Here is a 17220-nt window from a genome sequence, read left to right as displayed (position 1 = left end):
GTCGGTGGTGGATGGCAGCATGCGCAGGATGAGCACTACGACCATCAGCGGGCCGGTCGCGCGCCGGATCGCGCTGGCCGCACAGGGGTTCGCCGAGGCGCGTCCGGGCGGAGCGGCGACAAGGCGGCATCTGCAACGCGTGCTGTCGCGAATCCAGTTGCTGCAACTGGATTCGGTGAACGTCGCGGTCCGCGCGCACTACATGCCGCTGTTCTCCCGGCTCGGTGCGTACGAGCCCGCGCTGGTGGACGACGCGGCCTGGTCCCATTCCGCGCGCAAACCCCGGCTGCTGGTCGAAACCTGGGCCCACGAGGCGAGTCTGCTGCCGATCGCGGACTGGCCGCTCCTCCGGTCCGGGGCGAAACGCATGGGCTGGTGGACGAACTACGCGCGGGTGCTGGAGCAGACGCCCCAGCTGGTGGACGACATCCTGACCGTGGTCAAGGAACTCGGGCCGATCGGCGCGGGCGGTATCGAGCGTGCGCTGGAGGGTAAGGGGACCGGCACGAAACCCGGCTCGTGGTGGGAGCGGTCGGAGGTCAAGAAGGCCTGTGAGTGGCTCTTCGGCATGGGGCAGCTGACCACCGGCACCCGGCGGTCGTTCGAGCGGCTGTACGACCTGACCGAACGCGTCGTCCCGCCGGAGATCCTGTCGCGGACCGTCAGCCCGGAGGAGGGCGCCCGCGAGCTGATCACCCGCGCGGCCGTCGCGCTGGGCATCGGCACCGAACCGGATCTGCGGGACTACTACCGGCTCGGCCCCGACGTCAGCAAGCGGGCGGTGGCCGAGCTGGTCGAGGCGGGAGTGCTGCAACGGGTGACCGTGGACGGCTGGCCCGCCCCCGCGTACCGGCACGTCGCGGCGAAGGCGCCTCGCCGCGTCACCGGCCGGGCCCTGCTGTCGCCGTTCGACCCGCTGATCTGGGAACGCGCCCGCACCGAGCGCATCTTCGACTTCTTCTACCGCATCGAGATCTACGTGCCGGAGCCGAAGCGGATCTACGGGTACTACGTGTTCCCGTTCCTGCTCGACGGTGAACTCGTCGGCAGGGTCGACCTCAAATGCGATCGGGCCGCCGGGGTGCTTCGCGTTCAGGGCGCCTTCGCGGAGCCCGGCGTGGATGTCGCGCGGGTCGCCAGTGAGCTGGCAGGCGAGCTGCGGCTGATGGCGGACTGGCAGGGGCTGGACGGGGTCGTGGTGGGGGAGCGGGGCGATCTCGCTCCGGTGCTCTCACGCCTCGTGCAGTGAGGCTTTGACCACCGAAATACATGAAGGCCCCCTTCCTTGCGTCAGACGCAAGGAAGGGGGCCTTCATGTACTAGCTGGATACCTGGACGCCTCGGCCGCTCGTACCCCACGCCAAGGTTGCGAAAGTGGCTTTCGCAACACGCCACCGGCAGCATGAAGAAATGAGCGAGGGACCTTCGCTCCCACCCCCGTGGAAAAGTGAGAGCAAAGGTCCCTCGATCCCCTGCGGTCCGCGACCTCAGCCGGCCGCGCTGGTCACCACCGCGTCGCCGGTGCCGGTGCGCGCCCGCACCTTCAGCGACACCTCCGCGGGCGCGGTCTCCGCGACCTCCAGTTCGCTCGACACCGACCCGGTCGTCGACGAAAGGTCGATCTCCGCCTGCACGCCGCCGCGGATTCCGACGCGGACTTCACCCGATCCGGTGGTCAGCTCCAGCGTCCCGGAGGCGGCGTCCGCCACCGAGAGGGAGCCGCTGCCGGTGCGCGCCAGGACCTCGCCCGCGACCTCGCCGAGCCAGACGTCACCCGTGCCGGTGGCGAGCGTGGCCGATCCGCTCACCGAGGCCGCCTCGACGGAGCCGCTGCCGGTGCGCAGCTGGAGACCGGACAGCGTCGGCCCGAGTTTGATGTCACCGGTGCCGGTGCGGACGATCGCCGAACCGTCGGCCCGTTCGAGGCCGATCTTGCCGGCGCCGGTCAGGAGGTCGGCCCGCCCGGCGGAGCCGGTCACCGTGACGTCGGCCGCCCCGGCGCGCACCTCCAGATGCGATCCGGCGGGCGCCCGGACGGTCACGGCCAGCGGGACGTTCTTCAGCTGCCAGGCCTTCGGCGCCTGGACGACCAGCCGGTTGCCGACCTTCTCGATCCGTGTCTGCGCCACGGCGTCACCCGCCGACCCCACCGGCGACCCGCCGAGCTGGTCGCCGAAACGTTCCCCGACCCAGCTGAGCAGGCTCGTCATCCCGTCCACCCACGGCTGCTGTTCGCCGCCGTCGCGGCGGACCTCGGCGTGGACGCCGCTCTCGCCGTCCAGTTCGATGGTGACCCGGCCGATGCCCACGCTCACGTCGATCTCGATCGGGCCCTCGGCCTCGAAATCCTCGACGCGCACGGTCTCTTCACCGGCGGGATTGCTTTCCTCGGTCATATCCGTCCCCTCAGCCCTGGACCCAGCCGTGCAGGTGCGACCCCGCACCGCCGCCCGGCTTCTGTTTGTGCTGCCAGTGCTCGCTCCCGCTCTTGCCCAGCGCGCCCTGGACGGCCTGCGAGACGAACGTGTTCAGCGAAACGCCCTGCGAGGCGGCCGCGGCTTCGGCCTGGCCCTTCACCTGCTCGAACAGGCGCAGCGTGATGCGGGTGATGTCGCCCGTGTCCACCTTGGGCGCGCGCGGGGCCTCCCGCGGCGCCTCCTGGCGGGGCGCGGACTGCTCGGCGCCCTCACCCGCGCCGGTGACGACGACGCGCACGTCGCGGCCGTCGAGCCGGACGTCGACGACGTGCCCCGGCAGCGCGGAAGTCACTTCGGCGGCCAGGTCGGCGAGGGCGTTCATGATGGTCAGGCGGGCGGCGGGCTCCAGCGCCGACGACAGCAGCGCGGCAGCGCGCCGCGTCTGCTCGTCGCCGGCCGAAGCCGTGTTCGCGAGGTCCTCGCGAAGGCTTGTGATGTACGGCGTCAGATCCATGACACCACTATGACGTCACTTGTGATGTCACGTCAAGGAGAGCTGACGTCACCGTGATGTCTCCCCGGCGTCAAAGACGCTTGCGGTTACGCTGCCCGGAGTCGTGGAGCAGGGGTCGAAAAGGAGTGCGAACGTGGCCGAGACCGTGTCACCCAAGGTTCAACTGATCGCGAAGACGGAGTTCTTCCCGCCGTCGGACGTACCGTGGTCGACCGATGCCGACGGTGGTGAGGCGCTGGCCGAATTCGCGGGCCGGGCCTGCTACCAGTCCTGGAAGAAGCCGAACCCGAAGACGGCCACCAACGCCGGCTACCTCGAGCACATCATCGACGTCGGCCACCTTTCGGTGCTGGAGCACGGCTCCGTCAGCTTCTACATCACCGGGATCTCCCGTTCGCTGACGCACGAGCTGATCCGCCACCGTCACTTCTCCTACTCCCAGCTTTCGCAGCGCTACGTGCCGGAGCGCGACGCCGCGTTCGTCGAGCCCGACGTCATCGCGCAGGACCCGGAGCTGCACGCGAAGTTCCTCGCCGCCTCGCAGGCCGCCGTCGACGCCTACACCGAGCTGCTCGCCGGGCTGGAGGAGAAGTTCGCCGACGTGCCGAGCGCGACCCTGCGTCGCAAGCAGGCCCGCCAGGCCGCCCGCGCCGTGCTGCCGAACGCGACCGAGACCCGCATCGTGGTCACCGGCAACTACCGCGCCTGGCGGCACTTCATCGCGATGCGCGCCACCGAGCACGCCGACGTCGAGATCCGCGCCCTGGCCATCGAGTGCCTGCGCGAGCTGCAGAAGGCTTCGGGCAACGTGTTCGCGGACTTCACCATCTCCGCGCTGCCCGACGGCACCGAGGTCGCGTCCAGCCCGAAGGTCCTCGAGGGCTGATGCGACGCCTCGCGATCGACGTCCGGCCCGGCGAGTACACGGTCGCCCGCCTCGCCCCGGATGCGCCGGTTCCGGCGAACCTGCTCGACCCCGGCGAGCCCGTGCTGATCTCGATCACGCGCACCCCGGAAGAGCTGTCGGTGATCTGCCCGGCCGGTCTCGCACCGGCCGGGGCCACCGTCGAGGACGGCTGGCGGCTGCTGTCGGTGCGCGGGCCGCTGGCCTTCACGCTGACCGGCATCATCGCGGCGCTGTCCAGCGAGCTGGCCGCCGCCGGGGTGGCGCTGTTCTCGATGTCCACGTTCGACACCGACCACGTCCTGGTCCGGGCTCCGGAGCTGGAGCGCGCGGTGAAGGCGCTCCGGGAAGCCGGGCACGAGGTCACGGTCTGATTCACGAGCCAGGCGAAGGAACCTTTCGGCGCGCGAACGGGTCCGAGTTAGCATCCTGCGCGAACCGAAGGAGCACCGAACCTTGACCGACGAACAGACCCGTCCGTACGGGCCGCCCCAGCAGACGCAGCAGGCCTCCGGCGCGCGGATCGTCGCCGGCCGATACGCCCTGCTGGGCGAGCTCGGCCGCGGCGGGATGGGCATCGTCTGGCGCGCGCAGGACCAGGTGATCGGCCGTCAGGTCGCGATCAAGGAGCTCAAGTTCCCCAACGCGCCCGAGGACGCCTCGGTGCTGTCGGAGCGGATGCTGCGCGAGGTCCGCTCGGGCGGCCGCCTCAACGACCCGGCCGTCGTGACGGTGTACGACGTCGTCACCGAGAACGGCGCGACCTACATCGTGATGGAGCTGGTCGAGGCGCCGACCCTGGCCGACCTGGTGCGCGACCACGGCCCCTTGCCCGCCCAGCAGGTCGCGCTGGTGGGGGAGCGGGTGCTGTCCGCGCTGCGTGCCGCGCACGCCGCCGGGATCGTGCACCGCGACGTCAAACCCGCGAACATCATGGTCGCGCCGGACGGCCGGGTGAAGCTCACCGACTTCGGTATCGCGCACGCCGCCGATGACCCGCGCCTGACCACCAGCGGCATGATCGTCGGCTCGCCCGCGTTCATGGCGCCGGAACGGGTCGAGGGCCGCGACGCGATGCCCGAATCCGACCTCTGGTCGCTGGGCACGACGCTGTTCTTCGCCGCGGAGGGCATCGTCGCGTTCGAACGGTCGACCACCGCCGCGACGCTGCACGCGATCATGACCGAGGCCCCGTACCTGACCAGGGTCCAGGGCCCGCTGGCCGCCGCGATCCTCGGCCTGCTGGTCACCAAACCCGAGGCGCGGATGTCGTACGACCAGGTGCGCAGCCTGCTCGCGGCCGCGCAGGGCGTGCAGGCCCAGCCGACGCCGCCTTCGGGGGGCACGGCGATGATGCCGCAGCACGGTCAGCCGATGACCCGGCTCGCCCCGGCCCCGGCCCCGGCGAAGCGCAACCTGCGTCCGCTGTGGCTGAGCCTGGCCGCGGTCGCCGTGATCGGCGCGCTGGTCGGCGGGATCTTCCTCGGCCGCTGGATGGCCGCGCCGGAGGGGAGCAACCAGGCCCAGCCCACCCTGACCTACGGCATCAACGGGCAGATCAAGCTCGGTTCCTCCGGTGACTGCTACAACGTGCCGCTCAAAGAGGGCGTCAACCTGAACGACGGCATCAGCTGCGGCAAGGACCACCTGCTGGAGGTCTTCGCCAAGGGGAGCCTGCTCGACGTCCAGTCCTATTCGGACGACGACGCCCAGGTCGCGGTGTATCCCGGCGCGGACGCGGTCAACCGGATCGCCGAGTCGCTGTGTTCGGCGACCTTCAACTCGAACGTCGTGCCCGGAGCGCAGCGGGCCTCGCTGACCTGGCGGGCCGTCGTGCCGACCGAAGCCGAATGGAACCGGCCGCCCAACGAGGACGACCCGAGCTATTCACGCGGCTACTACTGCCTGCTCGCCAAGACCGACGGGAGCCAGATCCCCGCGCAGATCACGACCAAGGTCAAATAGCTCACAGAGAGTTTGCGCCGAGTTCGCCTTCGTCGCGGAAAATCTCCCGCATTCGGCGGGAACGACCACGTCGGCAAGGGGTTCGGCGCTGGCAGGAGGTACCTTCACAGCATGTCCACTCCACCCACCGCAGCGCCGGGAAGACCGTTCGGGCGCGTGCTCACCGCGATGGCCACCCCCTTCGACGCCGACGGCGCGCTGGACCTGAAGCGGGCGCAGGAGCTGGCCGAACATCTCGTGGAACTGGGCAACGACGGTCTCGTCGTGAACGGCACGACCGGGGAGAGCCCCACCACGACCGACGCCGAGAAGGCCGAGCTGGTCCGGGCCGTCGTCGAGGCCGTCGGTGACCGCGCGACGATCGTCGCCGGAGCCGGCACGAACAACACCGCGCACAGCATCGAGCAGGCGAAGCAGGCCGAAGCCGCCGGCGCCCACGGCATCCTCGTCGTCACCCCGTACTACTCGCGGCCCAGCCAGGCCGGGCTCTACGCGCACTTCACCACGGTCGCCGACGCCACCGAGCTGCCGGTGATGCTCTACGACATCCCGCCGCGCTCGATCGTCCCCATCGAGGTCGACACGCTGCTGCGGCTCGCCGAGCACCCGCGCATCCTCGCGGTCAAGGACGCCAAGGGCGACCTGATCGCCGGCTCCGAGGTCATCGCGAACACCCAGCTCGCCTACTACTCCGGTGACGACGGGCTCAACCTCCCGTGGGTCTCCGTCGGCGGCACCGGCGTGGTCAGCGTGATCGGCCACGTCGTGGCGGGCCGTATCCGCGGCATGATGGACGCCTACGAGTCCGGTGACACCTCCACCGCGCGCACCAACCACCGCGGCATGCTGCCGGTCCTGCGGGCGATGTCCCGGGTCGGCGGCGTCGCGTTCTCGAAGGCGGCCCTGCGGCTGCGCGGATTCGACATCGGTGACCCGCGGCTGCCCATCGTGGCCGCGAGCGACGAGCAGCTCCAGGCGATTTCCGCGGATCTCGCCCAGGGGGGCGTGCCGCTCGGGGAAAGCGCCGCCAGTGACTGGCATGGTGCACGAGTGGCACAAGCAGATTCAGCGGCGGCCTACACGGCGCCGACCTCACATACCAGCGTAGGGACCATGCCTCGGTGAGTTCATTGCCAACCGGACCCGGACCGACCACCCCACCGCCCGCGCTGCCCGAAGGCGCCTTGCGCGTGGTCGCGCTCGGCGGGATCGGCGAAGTCGGCCGCAACATGACCGTCTTCGAGTTCGGCGGCCGTCTGCTGATCGTCGACTGCGGGGTGCTCTTCCCCGAAGACGACCAGCCCGGCGTCGACCTGATCCTGCCCGACTTCCGCGCGATCGAAGACCGCCTCGAGGACATCGACGGCCTCGTCCTCACCCACGGGCACGAGGACCACATCGGCGCCGTCCCGTTCCTGCTGCGGCTGGTCCCGGACCTGAAGATCTACGGCTCCCGGTTCACGAACGCGCTGCTCGCGGCCAAGGCCAAGGAGCACCGGCAGCGGCCGAACCTGATCGAGGTCCGCGAGGGCGAGCGACGGAAGGTCGGCGAGTTCGACCTGGAGTTCTTCGCGGTCAACCACTCGATCCCGGACGCGCTCGCGGTGGCCATTCGCACACCCGCGGGTGTCGTGCTGCACACCGGCGACATCAAGCTCGACCAGCTCCCGCTCGACGGCAGGCTGACCGACCTCGCCGGGTTCTCCCGGCTCGGCGACGAGGGCGTGGACCTGTTCTGCGTCGACTCGACCAACGCCGAGGTGCCCGGGTTCGTCATGCCGGAACGCGACATCGGCCCGGTGCTCGACGACGTCGTCCGCAAGGTCGGCCAGCGCGTCATCGTCGCCTGCTTCGCCAGCCACGTGCACCGCGTCCAGCAGGTGCTCGACGCCGCCGTCCGGCACGGCCGCCGGGTCGCCTTCGTCGGCCGCTCGATGGTCCGGAACATGGGGATCGCCGCCGACCTCGGGCTGCTGAACGTGCCCGACGGCCTGCTGGTCAACCTCGACCAGGCGGGCGACCTGCCCGAGAGCAAGGTGCTGTTCGTGTCGACCGGTTCGCAGGGCGAGCCGCTGTCGGCCCTGTCGCGGATGGCGCGCGGCGAGCACCGGCAGATCTCGATCCGCGCCGGCGACACCGTCGTACTGGCCAGCTCGATGATCCCCGGCAACGAGACCGCGGTCTTCGGCGTCGTCAACGGCCTCACGCGGCTCGGCGCGAACGTCGTGCACCAGGGCAACGCCAAGGTGCACGTGTCCGGGCACGCGTCGGCGGGCGAGCTGCTGTACCTGTACAACGCGGTGCGCCCCAGCAACGTCATGCCGGTGCACGGCGAGTGGAAGCACCTGCGCGCCAACGGCGAGCTGGCCGTGCGCACCGGTGTCGCGCCGGAGAACGTGGTCATCGCCGAGGACGGCGTCGTGGTCGACCTCGTCGACGGCAAGGCCACGCGGACCGGCCGGGTCGAGGTCGGACACGTGTACGTCGACGGCCTCTCGGTCGGCGACGTCGGCGAGTCGACGTTGTCGGACAGGCTCGTGCTCGGCGAAGGCGGTTTCATCGCCATCACGGTCGCCGTCGACACCAGCACCGGCCGCGCGGTGACTCGCCCGACGGTGTCCGGGCGTGGGTTCTCCGACGACCCGAAGGCGCTCGACGCCGTGCTCCCGATGGTGGAGATGGAACTCGCCAGGACCGAGGCCGAGGGCATCACCGACACGCACCGCATCGCGCAGGCCGTGCGCCGCGTCGTCGGCCGCTGGGTCGCCGACACCTACCGGCGGCGTCCGATGATCGTGCCGACGGTCATCCCCGTCTAGTCCGCACTCGCGAGCTCTTATGTCGTGAAGGGCCCCTTTGAGACCTTCAACGTCTCAAAGGGGCNCGTCGTCGGCCGCTGGGTCGCCGACACCTACCGGCGGCGTCCGATGATCGTGCCGACGGTCATCCCCGTCTAGTCCGCACTCGCGAGCTCTTATGTCGTGAAGGGCCCCTTTGAGACCTTCAACGTCTCAAAGGGGCCCTTCACGACATCCCCACGCTCGACTGGAGGCCTTCACGCGCGAGTGGCGGCCGCGACCAGCAGCGCGAAGGCGACCGTGAGGGCCTGACCGAAGAGGGCGTTGCGGGCTTTGCGCTGTTCGGCGCGAGTGGGCCGGTTCATCACGAATTCCCCCGGTTTCGAGTGCTTTCCTTACCGGGCAAGTGTTCCGCGACCCGCGTCGGGGCACCTCCCGCCTCGGTGGGGTCTTCCTCCGCCGAAAGTCGTGGCCTTCCCCTAGGGGTGGGGCCGGCGTACCCTCGGACGCTCCTCGAGCCCCATGCCGGGAGACCGGGAGAGTTCATGGGACGCCACGCCACCGCCCGGACCCGAAGACGGATATTGCTCCCTCTGCTGGCGATCGCGCTGGCGGCCGTGCTCGGCGCGGCCACCTGGGTCGCCGTGGCGATGGCGAGGTCCGAACCCGGCTGCGAGCCCGTGCGCGTGGTCGTCGCGGCGTCGCCCGACATCGCCCCCGCGGTCACCGAAACCGCCCGCGCTCTCGATCTCGCCTGCGTCGCCTTCGACGTCCAGGCCAGGGAATCGCACCAGGTCGCGGCCGAGCTGTCCGGGACGGCGCCCCGGCCGCAGGCCTGGATCCCGTCCTCGACGTTGTTCCTGAGAAAGACCGGCGGCGTTCCCCTCTCCGGGCCGTCGATCGCCAGTTCGCCGGTGGTACTCGCGGTCGCGGAGCCGGTCGCGCGGGAGCTCGGCTGGCCTCTTAAGCCGCTGTCCTGGCCGGAGGTACTCGGCCACGCTGGAATCGTCGCCGGGATGCCGGATCCGGGACACGAACCCGCCGGCGTTTCCGCGCTGGTGGCACTGCGCGAGCTCACGAAGGACGCCTCGGATCCGGCCGCCGCGTACGTGGCTTCGCTCCGGAAATTCTCGCCCACCACATCCGGCGCGACGGTGTTCCCCGCGGCCGAGAACGCGGTGCTGCGGCACAATTCCGGGCTTCTCGAAGGCGAGACCGCGTCGGTGGCCGTGTACTCGTCCGCCGCTCCCGCGCTCGACTACCCGTTCGTCGAGGTCGAGGGGGCGACCGCGCAGCAGGGCAAGGCCGTCGCGGAACTGAAACGCGCGCTGCTCCGCGGTGCCGCGACCGGCCCGAGGTCGGAGCTGCGCGCCGCCGGCGGGCAGGCGTTGCGGCTCACCGAAACCGATCAACGCGTCGAGGCACAAGGACAGCGCAGCGCCGAAATCCCGGACGCCGCGGAGGTCGCCAAGGCGCTCAGCCAATGGGCCGCGGTGAACGCGAGCGCCCGGGTCCAGGTGCTGATCGACGTGTCCGGTTCGATGAGCGCGCCGGTCCCCGGGACGGGCAAGTCCCGGCTGCGGATCACGCTGGAGGCGGCGGAGAACGCCTTGCATTTGTTCAGATCCACGTCACAGGTCCGTTTTCTGGCCTTCGCGACCAAAGTGGACGGTGAACGGGACTACCGGGAGATCCTGCCGATGGCGCCGATCCGTCAGCAGCTGGCCGCCGTCGACCGGTTGCGCGCGGTCCGCGCGGTGCCGGACGGGCAGACCGGGCTGTACGACAGCGTCCTCGACATCTACCGGCTGGCGCACGAGGAATGGGAGCGGGGGAAGCTGAATCTCGTCATCGTGATGACCGACGGCCGCGACACCGATCCCGGTGGCATCAGCCGCGCGAACCTGGTGGCGGAACTGGGAAAGCTGAGCGACCGGGACCGCCCGGTGCCGTTGATCGCCATCGGGATCGGGCCGGAGGCCGACGAGACCGAACTCCGTCAGCTCGTCGCACCCGCCGGCGGCCAGGCCTTCCTCAGCCGTGATCCCGCGAAGATCGGAGAGGTGTTCTACGGTGCTCTGGGCCGGATCGCCGGCGCTGGATGAAGTAGACGCCGAGGATCACCGCCAGGCTGAGGAGGCTCAGGTACAGCTGGGCCCGCGTGTCCCCGTCCACGAACAGCATCGACGCGACCACGGCCAGCGTCCCGGCGAGGGTGAGCCAGCTCAGCCAGGGGTAGCCCCACATGCGCAGTTTCAGCCGTTCCGGTGCCTCGGCCTCCAGGCGGCGCCGCATCCGGAGCTGTGAGCCGGCGATGATCGCGTAGACGAACAACGCGACCGCCCCGGCGGAGTTGATGATGAAGTAGAAGATCTTGTCCGGGGACACGAAGTTCATCACCACGGCCACGTAGCCGACCGACGTGGACGCCAGGATCGCCTTCCAGGGCACGCCGCGCCGGTTCGTGTCCGCGATCCATTTCGGCGCCCAGCCGTTGCCGCGCAACGCGAACAGCATGCGGGAAGCGGTGTACAGGCCCGAATTCAGCACCGACAGCACGGCCGTCAGCACCACCGCGCTGACCACCGTCTCGGCGGCGGGGATGCCGAACCGGCCGAACGCGGCGGCGAACGGGCTCGTCGTGGTCGGGATGTCGCGCCAGCCGGTGATCATCACCAGCAGCGTCACTGAGCCGACGTAGAACACGATGACCCGCCAGACGATCGACGAGGTCGCCTTGCGCACGGCCGTTTCGGGCTCCCGCGATTCGGCGGCGGCGATGGTGACGATCTCCGCGCCGAAGTAGGAGAAGATCACGATCACCACGCCGTGCACCACCGAGAACGGGCCGTTGGCCAGGAAACCGTCCTGCGCGATGTTGCCGACCGAGAACGATCCACCGGGCCAGGCCCCGAGCACGAACAGGACGCCCACCACGAGGAACACCACGATCGTGGCGATCTTGACCGACGCGAGCCAGAACTCCGTCTCCCCGAACGAGCGGGCCGAGGCGAGGTTGGCCGCGGTCAGCAGCAGCATCAGCACGAGCGAGAAGATCCATTGCGGCACAACGGGAATCCACGTCTGCAGGATCTTCGCCCCGGCGACGGCCTCGAACGCGACCACACCGACCCAGAAGTACCAGTACAGCCAGCCGACCGTGAAGCCCGCCCAGCCGCCGAGCGAGGTCCGCGCGTATTCCATGAAGGAACCCTGCGACGGCGCGGCCGTCGCCATCTCGCCGAGCATCCGCATCACCAGCACGACGATCAGGCCGCCGATGGCGTAGGAGAGGACGGCCGCCGGGCCGACGGTGTGGATGACCGCGCCGCTGCCGATGAACAGGCTCGCGCCGATGATGCCGCCGAGGGCGATCATCCGGACGTGGCGTTGCCGCAGGTCCGGGCGCAGACCCGCCCGTTCGGAACCGGATTCTGCACCCATGTCGCGGTTACCTCCTGTCGGAGTGACGGCGGATCGCGGGATTGTCGCACCGCGAGGCCGGGAGGAAAAGTGTTTGCGCAACCCCAGGTGAACAGGCCGATGTGGACTCTGCCAACCTAGGCACCTCCACCGCGCGTTCCGAGGAGCTCTTCGATGCCGCACGCCGTCCTCCGGTTCCTGCCCGCCGTCGCCCTGGCCGCCGCGCTCGCGGGCTGCTCGGACGAGGCACCCCAGTCGCAGACGGCGCCTCCGGCGTCATCACCGGTGGCGCAGCAGGCCGCCGTCCCGTTCAACGACGCCGACGTCGCGTTCGCACGGCAGGCGCTGGCGCACCACCAGCAGGGCATGGATCTGGCTTCCCTGGCGGAAACCCGCGCGTCGAACGAGCAGCTGAAGGCGCTCGCGAAGCGGGTCATCGACACGCACGAACCGGAGATCGCGCGGCTGTCCAAACTCATCGAGGCGTGGGGCCAGCCCGCGCCGGACGACCCGAACCTCGAGCACATCCAGCGCGACGGGTACATCAGCCCGGGTGACATGGCGGCACTGGCCGGACTGTCCGGAAAGGACTTCGACCGCCAGTTCGCCGCGCGGCTGCTGCGCCAGCGCGAAGCGGGCGTCCGCATCGCCGACGCCGAAACCCAGCACGGCCGCAACCCCGACGCCCGCGATCTCGCCGCGACGACCTCGCGTTCGCAGCAGCAGGAGATCAGCGAACTACGGGGCTTCCAGCAGGGTTGAGTCCGTCTGGACCACGTTCGAATTCAGCTGGACGATGTACGCGCCGGTCAGCAGCACCACCGCGCCGGCGGCTTGGATCCAGCTGAGGGCCTCGCCCAGCAGCAGCCAGGCCGCGGTGGCCGCGATCAACGGTTCCACCAGCCCGACGACGCTCGCCACCGGCGCCGGAAGATGGCGCAGCGCCGCCATCCCCGTCGCGTAGGCGAGGACGGTCGCGATCAGCACCAGCGCGATCAGCAACGACCACACCGGCGGCTCCCACGGCCCGAACGTCGCCGGGGTGTCGAGGACGCCCCACGGGATCGTCCACGGCGGAGCGACCGCGCCCACCAGGACCGCGCCGATCGTCATGCCCCAGGTGACCATGCCGAGCGGGTCGCGGTCCGCGACGCCACGTTCGCCCAGGAGGAAGTAGCCCGCCGAACAGACGGCCGCGCCCAGCCCGGCCAGCAACCCGAGGACGTCCAGGCTGAGCCCCTCCCAGACCTGCGCGACCAGCATCAGCCCGGTCATCGCCAGCGCGATCCCCGCCCACATCACCCTCGGCAACCGCACCCGGCGCACGAACCGCACCCACAGCGCGATCAGCACCGGAGAGGTGAACTCGAGCAGGATCGCGATCCCGACCGGGATCCGGCCCGCCGCCAGGAAGTACATGAGCTGGACGCCCGCGACACCGAGGGAGCCGTACGCGAGCAGCAGCGGCCACTCCTTCTTCGTGACTTTGAGGAGCTTCGGCCGGAAGACGGCGACGAGCGCGAGCAGCACGATCGCCGACAGCCCGATGCGGATCGCCGCGACCTGCTCCGGCGACAACCCGGCCTGCATCGCCGGTTTGCCCAGCACACCCGAGGTTCCGAAGAAGACCGCGGCGAGCAGGATCAGGGTGATGCCCCGGCCGCGATGCGCGACGTGCTGGCTGGGAGCGGCGGCGAGTTCGGCGGTCACGGCCGGAGGGTAGAGGCCGGGTGGCGGCGGGTCGACCCGTTTTCCCAGCGGCTGGGCTTCCCGGAGTCCGGCCCCCACCACATCCGGCACCGGACCGCCGGAATCGCCTTGCCGCCCACGGTCACCGACGTCGCGAAAGCCACTTTCGGGACATCAGAGGTCGCGAANCTCGTCGACGGCGGTTTGAACACCGGGCGGCCGATGGTCATGCCGCCCGGTTTCACGCCGCCGGCCTGAGCCCTGGCCCGTGTTCTCTCGGGCCTTGTGCGCGCGTCGCGAAAGCCACTTTCGGGACATCAGAGGTCGCGAAAGTGGCTTTCGCGACACGCCGCCACCGCGAGCGAAGTCAGAAGGAGGTGCCGCCGTCGGTCCAGTCGGTCTGGGCGAAGTCTTCGTCGTCGACGGGGGCGCGACGCGGTTTGCGGACCGGTTCCGGTTCCGGGGGAGCGGCGACCGGCTGCTCGGGTTCGGCGGCTTCGAGTGCCTGGGGTTCGGGTGTGCCGTTCGGCCAGACACAGGGGGAGGTCGCGCCGACGTAGAACTTGCCGAGGTCGTTCGCCTTGATCGACATGTCGAATGCATCGCCGGTGTTGCGTGCGAAGACATACTGGTCCGTCGGCCGGGCGTCGGTCAGGATCTTGAACGCGTTCGCTTCCCACCACCGAGTGATCGCGGTGAAATGTTCGGCGAACCGCTCGGAGTCCAGGCCGACGATCTCGTAGGTCGCTGAGATCTCGAAGCGGCCCAGCGGACCGTTGTCGGTCGGGTCCGTGCATTCCGAACGGTTCCGCGTGAACGGCTTCAATTCGGCGCCGGTGGGCAACGCCGACAACGCGCCTTGGATGTACTGCTCGACCTTGTCGCGAGCCTGCTGTTCGGTGATCGTCGATTCCATGTCGTCCCCACCTCCAGGGGAACAGGCCGCCGAGAACATCAGCGAGGCGAGGATGAATGTGCGTGTCCGGTTCACGTCGTCGGTTTCCCGGCGATGATCTGGCCGAGATTGTTCAGCGGCGGGTTGTTGTCTTCCCAGTATTCGCTGTGCGCCTCCGTGCTGAACCCGCCCCACCCGTCCGTGCCCGGCGCCGACGTGAACACCTGCCCGCCGAAGTCCGCGTCGGTCGGGTCCTGGCCGAGGATCGGGTCGTACCCCGCGATCTCGACGTTGGCCAGGTTGATCATGTCGTGTTCGGCGACCGTCGCGTGCACGTGCTTGCCGATCTCGTCCTGATTCACCCCGTCGAGACGCAGTTCGCTCACGTCGTGCGCGCCGACGCCGGGGCTCGCCACGAAGACGAGTTCGTCCGCGGCGAGTCCGCCGTCAGCGGCCGCGTGCCCGACGACAGTGGTGCCGTAACTGTGCCCCAGCACCGTGTTGTGCGACGGCGGTCCTTGGTGCGTTTCCCGTAGCCCGTCTTGGAACTGGTCGAGGGCCGCCTTCCCACCTTCGGCGTACTTGTCGCTCGCGGCGTCGGTGAGTTCGTCCGGCGCGTCGTAGCCGAGCCAGGTGATCACCGCCGTCGAGGGGGAGCCCGAGGTGGTCGCCGCGGCCCACATCTTGTCGGACCGGTTGAGGTCGCCGCCGATTTTCGACAACTCCGAACCGGTCCCCGGCACGTACGTCGCCACGTTCGCCGCGGTGTCGGAATTTCCCGCGGACACGATCGCCTTCCCGTCGCCACTGGTGTCCAGAGCCAGCAGGAACGCCTGGGGGTCCGACCGGTCCAGTCGCTGTTGGATGGCTTCCAGGCCCTTGAGTTTCGGATCGCCTTGGAGCCGCGCGATCTCGCGGGCGAGGACGGCGCGGTTGGCGGCGTCGCGGTCGGCCGCCGGGATCCCGTCGAGATTGCCGACGAGTCCCGGATTTCCTTGCAGCAGAGCGACTTTCGCCGTGTCCGACAGGCTCGCCCACCAAGCCTTGTTGTCGCCGGGGGTGCCGTTCTCCGGCGGGCCGATGATCGAAAGCCCGCTCTGCGCGGCTCCGGCGTCGGCCGCTTGGGCGAGCGTGCCGCCACCCTGTTCGGTGATCTCGCCACGCAGGGCCCGCCGCAGGATCTCGGCGAAATCGGCGTCGACGTCGGCCGCGCGGCGCAGGCCCTGTTCGATCCTGTCGGCCAGTTCCGCCAGCACGCGTGCCTGGTCCGGCTGTGGAACGCCGACCGAAATGTCGCCACCGGCGCCGATGGTCAGGCCGTTCCGGTGGGCCAGTTCGTCGGTCTCCCGTACGAACGCGACGATCCGGTCCAGTGCGATCTGCACTTCGTGAGCGCCTCGCCGGACCGCGGAAGCCTCGGCGACGAGCCGTTCCAAGGTGGAGGTCAGCGACGCGCCCCGCGTCGCCGCGGCGGTGGCCGCGTCGCCGGTCCAGCCCGGGAAGTGGGCCATGTCTTCGACGTCGTCGTTCGCGGCGATGATCTTGGTGCAGCCGTCGTTGAGCGCGTCGGCGACGCGGCCGATCGCGGCCGGATCCCACCGGCGCACGTCTCCCCAGGTGAGCATCAGACGGGAAGTTCCCGCGACGCCGCCAGTTCGTTCGAGCGGTAACGCGCGGCCGCCGCGTCGAGCCGTGCGGAGTAGTCCGCGGTGTTCTCGGCCCAGCCCGGCACCGCGCGGCCCCAGGAATCCGCGAGCAGGCGGGCCGCTTCACCGGACACGCCACCCGGCAGACCCACCGCGACGCCGGAAAGCGTGGCCGCGAGGTTCACCTTCCCGATGTCGTCCGACGCCCGTTTCGCCGCGCTCGACGCCGCGCCGATCGCCTCCAAGGCCACCTCGTACCCGCCGGTCATCCCGCTTCCTCCCCGTAGCGTGACGCTGTGTGACCACACTATGACGCGGGAGCCGGACGCGCGGTTCCCTTCACCCGTCCTTGAAAAGACCGTCGGCGATGTAACCCGAAACGGTGGCGAGGCGCCGCCCTTGGAGACGGAGGGCGTCCAGGGCGAGATCGTCGGGTTCGGCGGACTTACGCGAGACGAACGAACCGCCGTACGGATTGCCCGATTCGAGCAGCCGCGGATCGGTGTAGCCGAGCGGCAGGACGATGGCGCCCCAGTGGTAGAAGATGTTGTTCGTCGCCAGCACGGTCGCTTCGAGGCCGCCGTGCGCGGTGGAGGCGGTGGTGAACGACGTCGCGACCTTGTTCACCAGCTTTCCCTTGGCCCACAGGCCGCCGGTACTGTCCAAAAAGGACTTCAGTTGGGCGGCGGGACCGCCGAAGCGGGTCGGGCTCCCGGCCGCGAACCCGTTGGCCCACTCCAGGTCCTCCAGCGTCGCCGTCTGGTGGTGCGGCCCCGCGTCCACCCACGCCTGCCAGCGCGGATTGCTCGCCACCGCACCGGGCGGGGCGGTTTCGGGAACCGTGCGGACGCGGACTTCGGCCTCGGCCTCGCGGGCGCCGTCGGCCAGCGCCGACGCGAGTTTCGCGGTGTTGCCGGTCGCGCTGTAGTAGACGACGAGGATGCGGGTGCTCACGTCCGCCGACCTTAG

General features: G+C 70.0%; 16 protein-coding genes. 8 read left to right on the top strand and 8 right to left on the bottom strand.

Going from position 1 to position 17220, the window contains the following annotated elements:
• Window positions 1–28: 28 nt before the first annotated feature.
• On the top strand, window positions 29–1249 hold the full coding sequence (locus ACXIZN_RS21200; protein WP_457956430.1) for a winged helix-turn-helix domain-containing protein: 1221 nt from the start codon (window positions 29–31) through the stop codon (window positions 1247–1249).
• 238 nt (window positions 1250–1487) lie between these two features.
• Here the strand turns inward: ACXIZN_RS21200 and ACXIZN_RS21195 are convergent, their stop codons facing one another.
• Window positions 1488–2396, bottom strand: coding sequence for a DUF4097 family beta strand repeat-containing protein (locus ACXIZN_RS21195; RefSeq protein ID WP_457956429.1), 909 nt, complete (start codon window positions 2394–2396; stop codon window positions 1488–1490).
• A gap of 10 nt (window positions 2397–2406) precedes the next feature.
• Window positions 2407–2931 (bottom strand): toxin-antitoxin system HicB family antitoxin, encoded by a 525-nt coding sequence (locus ACXIZN_RS21190; RefSeq protein ID WP_457956428.1) that lies wholly within the window; start codon window positions 2929–2931, stop codon window positions 2407–2409.
• Window positions 2932–3064: 133 nt separating this feature from the next.
• Between ACXIZN_RS21190 and thyX the strand changes: the two genes are divergently transcribed.
• The 6 genes from thyX to ACXIZN_RS21160 all read left to right on the top strand — a co-directional run bounded on the left by thyX (window position 3065) and on the right by ACXIZN_RS21160 (window position 10703).
• Window positions 3065–3817: an FAD-dependent thymidylate synthase gene (gene thyX / locus ACXIZN_RS21185; RefSeq protein ID WP_034312167.1), complete on the top strand. Its 753-nt coding sequence runs from the start codon at window positions 3065–3067 to the stop codon at window positions 3815–3817.
• The gene (locus ACXIZN_RS21180) at window positions 3817–4209 is read left to right on the top strand and encodes an ACT domain-containing protein (RefSeq protein WP_034312164.1); all 393 of its coding nucleotides are present in this window, start codon (window positions 3817–3819) and stop codon (window positions 4207–4209) included. Before thyX ends, ACXIZN_RS21180 begins: the two co-directional genes overlap by 1 nt.
• A gap of 82 nt (window positions 4210–4291) precedes the next feature.
• The gene (locus tag ACXIZN_RS21175; RefSeq protein WP_457956426.1) at window positions 4292–5800 is read left to right on the top strand and encodes a serine/threonine-protein kinase; all 1509 of its coding nucleotides are present in this window, start codon (window positions 4292–4294) and stop codon (window positions 5798–5800) included.
• Window positions 5801–5911: 111 nt separating this feature from the next.
• Window positions 5912–6925, top strand: coding sequence for a 4-hydroxy-tetrahydrodipicolinate synthase (gene dapA, locus ACXIZN_RS21170; protein ID WP_457956424.1), 1014 nt, complete (start codon window positions 5912–5914; stop codon window positions 6923–6925).
• On the top strand, window positions 6922–8619 hold the full coding sequence (locus tag ACXIZN_RS21165; RefSeq protein WP_185927423.1) for a ribonuclease J: 1698 nt from the start codon (window positions 6922–6924) through the stop codon (window positions 8617–8619). The genes dapA and ACXIZN_RS21165 overlap by 4 nt, the downstream gene beginning before the upstream one ends.
• Window positions 8620–9143: 524 nt before the next feature.
• Entirely contained in the window at window positions 9144–10703 is a 1560-nt protein-coding gene (locus tag ACXIZN_RS21160) for a VWA domain-containing protein (protein WP_457956422.1), read from the top strand.
• Here the strand turns inward: ACXIZN_RS21160 and ACXIZN_RS21155 are convergent.
• Window positions 10633–12042 (bottom strand): amino acid permease, encoded by a 1410-nt coding sequence (locus tag ACXIZN_RS21155; RefSeq protein WP_457956420.1) that lies wholly within the window; start codon window positions 12040–12042, stop codon window positions 10633–10635. The two genes, ACXIZN_RS21160 and ACXIZN_RS21155, sit on opposite strands and share 71 nt — an antisense overlap.
• Window positions 12043–12195: 153 nt before the next feature.
• On the opposite strand from ACXIZN_RS21155, the gene ACXIZN_RS21150 reads away from it, so the two are divergent.
• Window positions 12196–12783, top strand: coding sequence for a DUF305 domain-containing protein (locus tag ACXIZN_RS21150; RefSeq protein WP_457956418.1), 588 nt, complete (start codon window positions 12196–12198; stop codon window positions 12781–12783).
• Here ACXIZN_RS21150 and ACXIZN_RS21145 read toward each other — a convergent pair.
• From ACXIZN_RS21145 to wrbA, 5 genes are all read right to left on the bottom strand, one after another.
• Window positions 12760–13731 carry an EamA family transporter gene (locus ACXIZN_RS21145; RefSeq protein ID WP_457956417.1) on the bottom strand — a complete coding sequence of 324 codons (972 nt, stop codon included), beginning with the start codon at window positions 13729–13731 and terminating at the stop codon, window positions 12760–12762. The genes ACXIZN_RS21150 and ACXIZN_RS21145 overlap by 24 nt on opposite strands.
• A gap of 346 nt (window positions 13732–14077) precedes the next feature.
• Entirely contained in the window at window positions 14078–14626 is a 549-nt protein-coding gene (locus ACXIZN_RS21140) for a hypothetical protein (RefSeq protein WP_457956415.1), read from the bottom strand.
• A gap of 71 nt (window positions 14627–14697) precedes the next feature.
• Window positions 14698–16230, bottom strand: coding sequence for an alpha/beta hydrolase (locus ACXIZN_RS21135; RefSeq protein WP_457956413.1), 1533 nt, complete (start codon window positions 16228–16230; stop codon window positions 14698–14700).
• Complete coding sequence (locus tag ACXIZN_RS21130) at window positions 16230–16520, bottom strand: hypothetical protein (protein ID WP_457956411.1); 291 nt, start codon at window positions 16518–16520, stop codon at window positions 16230–16232. Before ACXIZN_RS21130 ends, ACXIZN_RS21135 begins: the two co-directional genes overlap by 1 nt.
• A gap of 70 nt (window positions 16521–16590) precedes the next feature.
• On the bottom strand, window positions 16591–17205 hold the full coding sequence (gene wrbA, locus ACXIZN_RS21125; RefSeq protein WP_457956409.1) for an NAD(P)H:quinone oxidoreductase: 615 nt from the start codon (window positions 17203–17205) through the stop codon (window positions 16591–16593).
• Window positions 17206–17220 lie beyond the last annotated feature (15 nt).

This window comes from Amycolatopsis sp. TRM77291, assembly GCF_054166285.1.
Note: the sequence above shows the minus strand (reverse complement) of the source record. Positions and strands in the feature narration are given on the sequence as shown.

Bases quoted from the DNA above. Each gene is read 5' to 3' on its own strand.
- ACXIZN_RS21200 (WP_457956430.1), top strand. From the start codon at position 29: ATGAGCACTACGACCATCAGCGGGCCGGTCGCGCGCCGGATCGCGCTG.
- ACXIZN_RS21195 (WP_457956429.1), bottom strand. From the start codon at position 2,396: ATGACCGAGGAAAGCAATCCCGCCGGTGAAGAGACCGTGCGCGTCGAG.
- ACXIZN_RS21190 (WP_457956428.1), bottom strand. From the start codon at position 2,931: ATGGATCTGACGCCGTACATCACAAGCCTTCGCGAGGACCTCGCGAAC.
- ACXIZN_RS21180 (WP_034312164.1), top strand. From the start codon at position 3,817: ATGCGACGCCTCGCGATCGACGTCCGGCCCGGCGAGTACACGGTCGCC.
- dapA (WP_457956424.1), top strand. From the start codon at position 5,912: ATGTCCACTCCACCCACCGCAGCGCCGGGAAGACCGTTCGGGCGCGTG.
- ACXIZN_RS21160 (WP_457956422.1), top strand. From the start codon at position 9,144: ATGGGACGCCACGCCACCGCCCGGACCCGAAGACGGATATTGCTCCCT.
- ACXIZN_RS21155 (WP_457956420.1), bottom strand. From the start codon at position 12,042: ATGGGTGCAGAATCCGGTTCCGAACGGGCGGGTCTGCGCCCGGACCTG.
- ACXIZN_RS21150 (WP_457956418.1), top strand. From the start codon at position 12,196: ATGCCGCACGCCGTCCTCCGGTTCCTGCCCGCCGTCGCCCTGGCCGCC.
- ACXIZN_RS21140 (WP_457956415.1), bottom strand. From the start codon at position 14,626: ATGGAATCGACGATCACCGAACAGCAGGCTCGCGACAAGGTCGAGCAG.
- ACXIZN_RS21135 (WP_457956413.1), bottom strand. From the start codon at position 16,230: ATGCTCACCTGGGGAGACGTGCGCCGGTGGGATCCGGCCGCGATCGGC.
- ACXIZN_RS21130 (WP_457956411.1), bottom strand. From the start codon at position 16,520: ATGACCGGCGGGTACGAGGTGGCCTTGGAGGCGATCGGCGCGGCGTCG.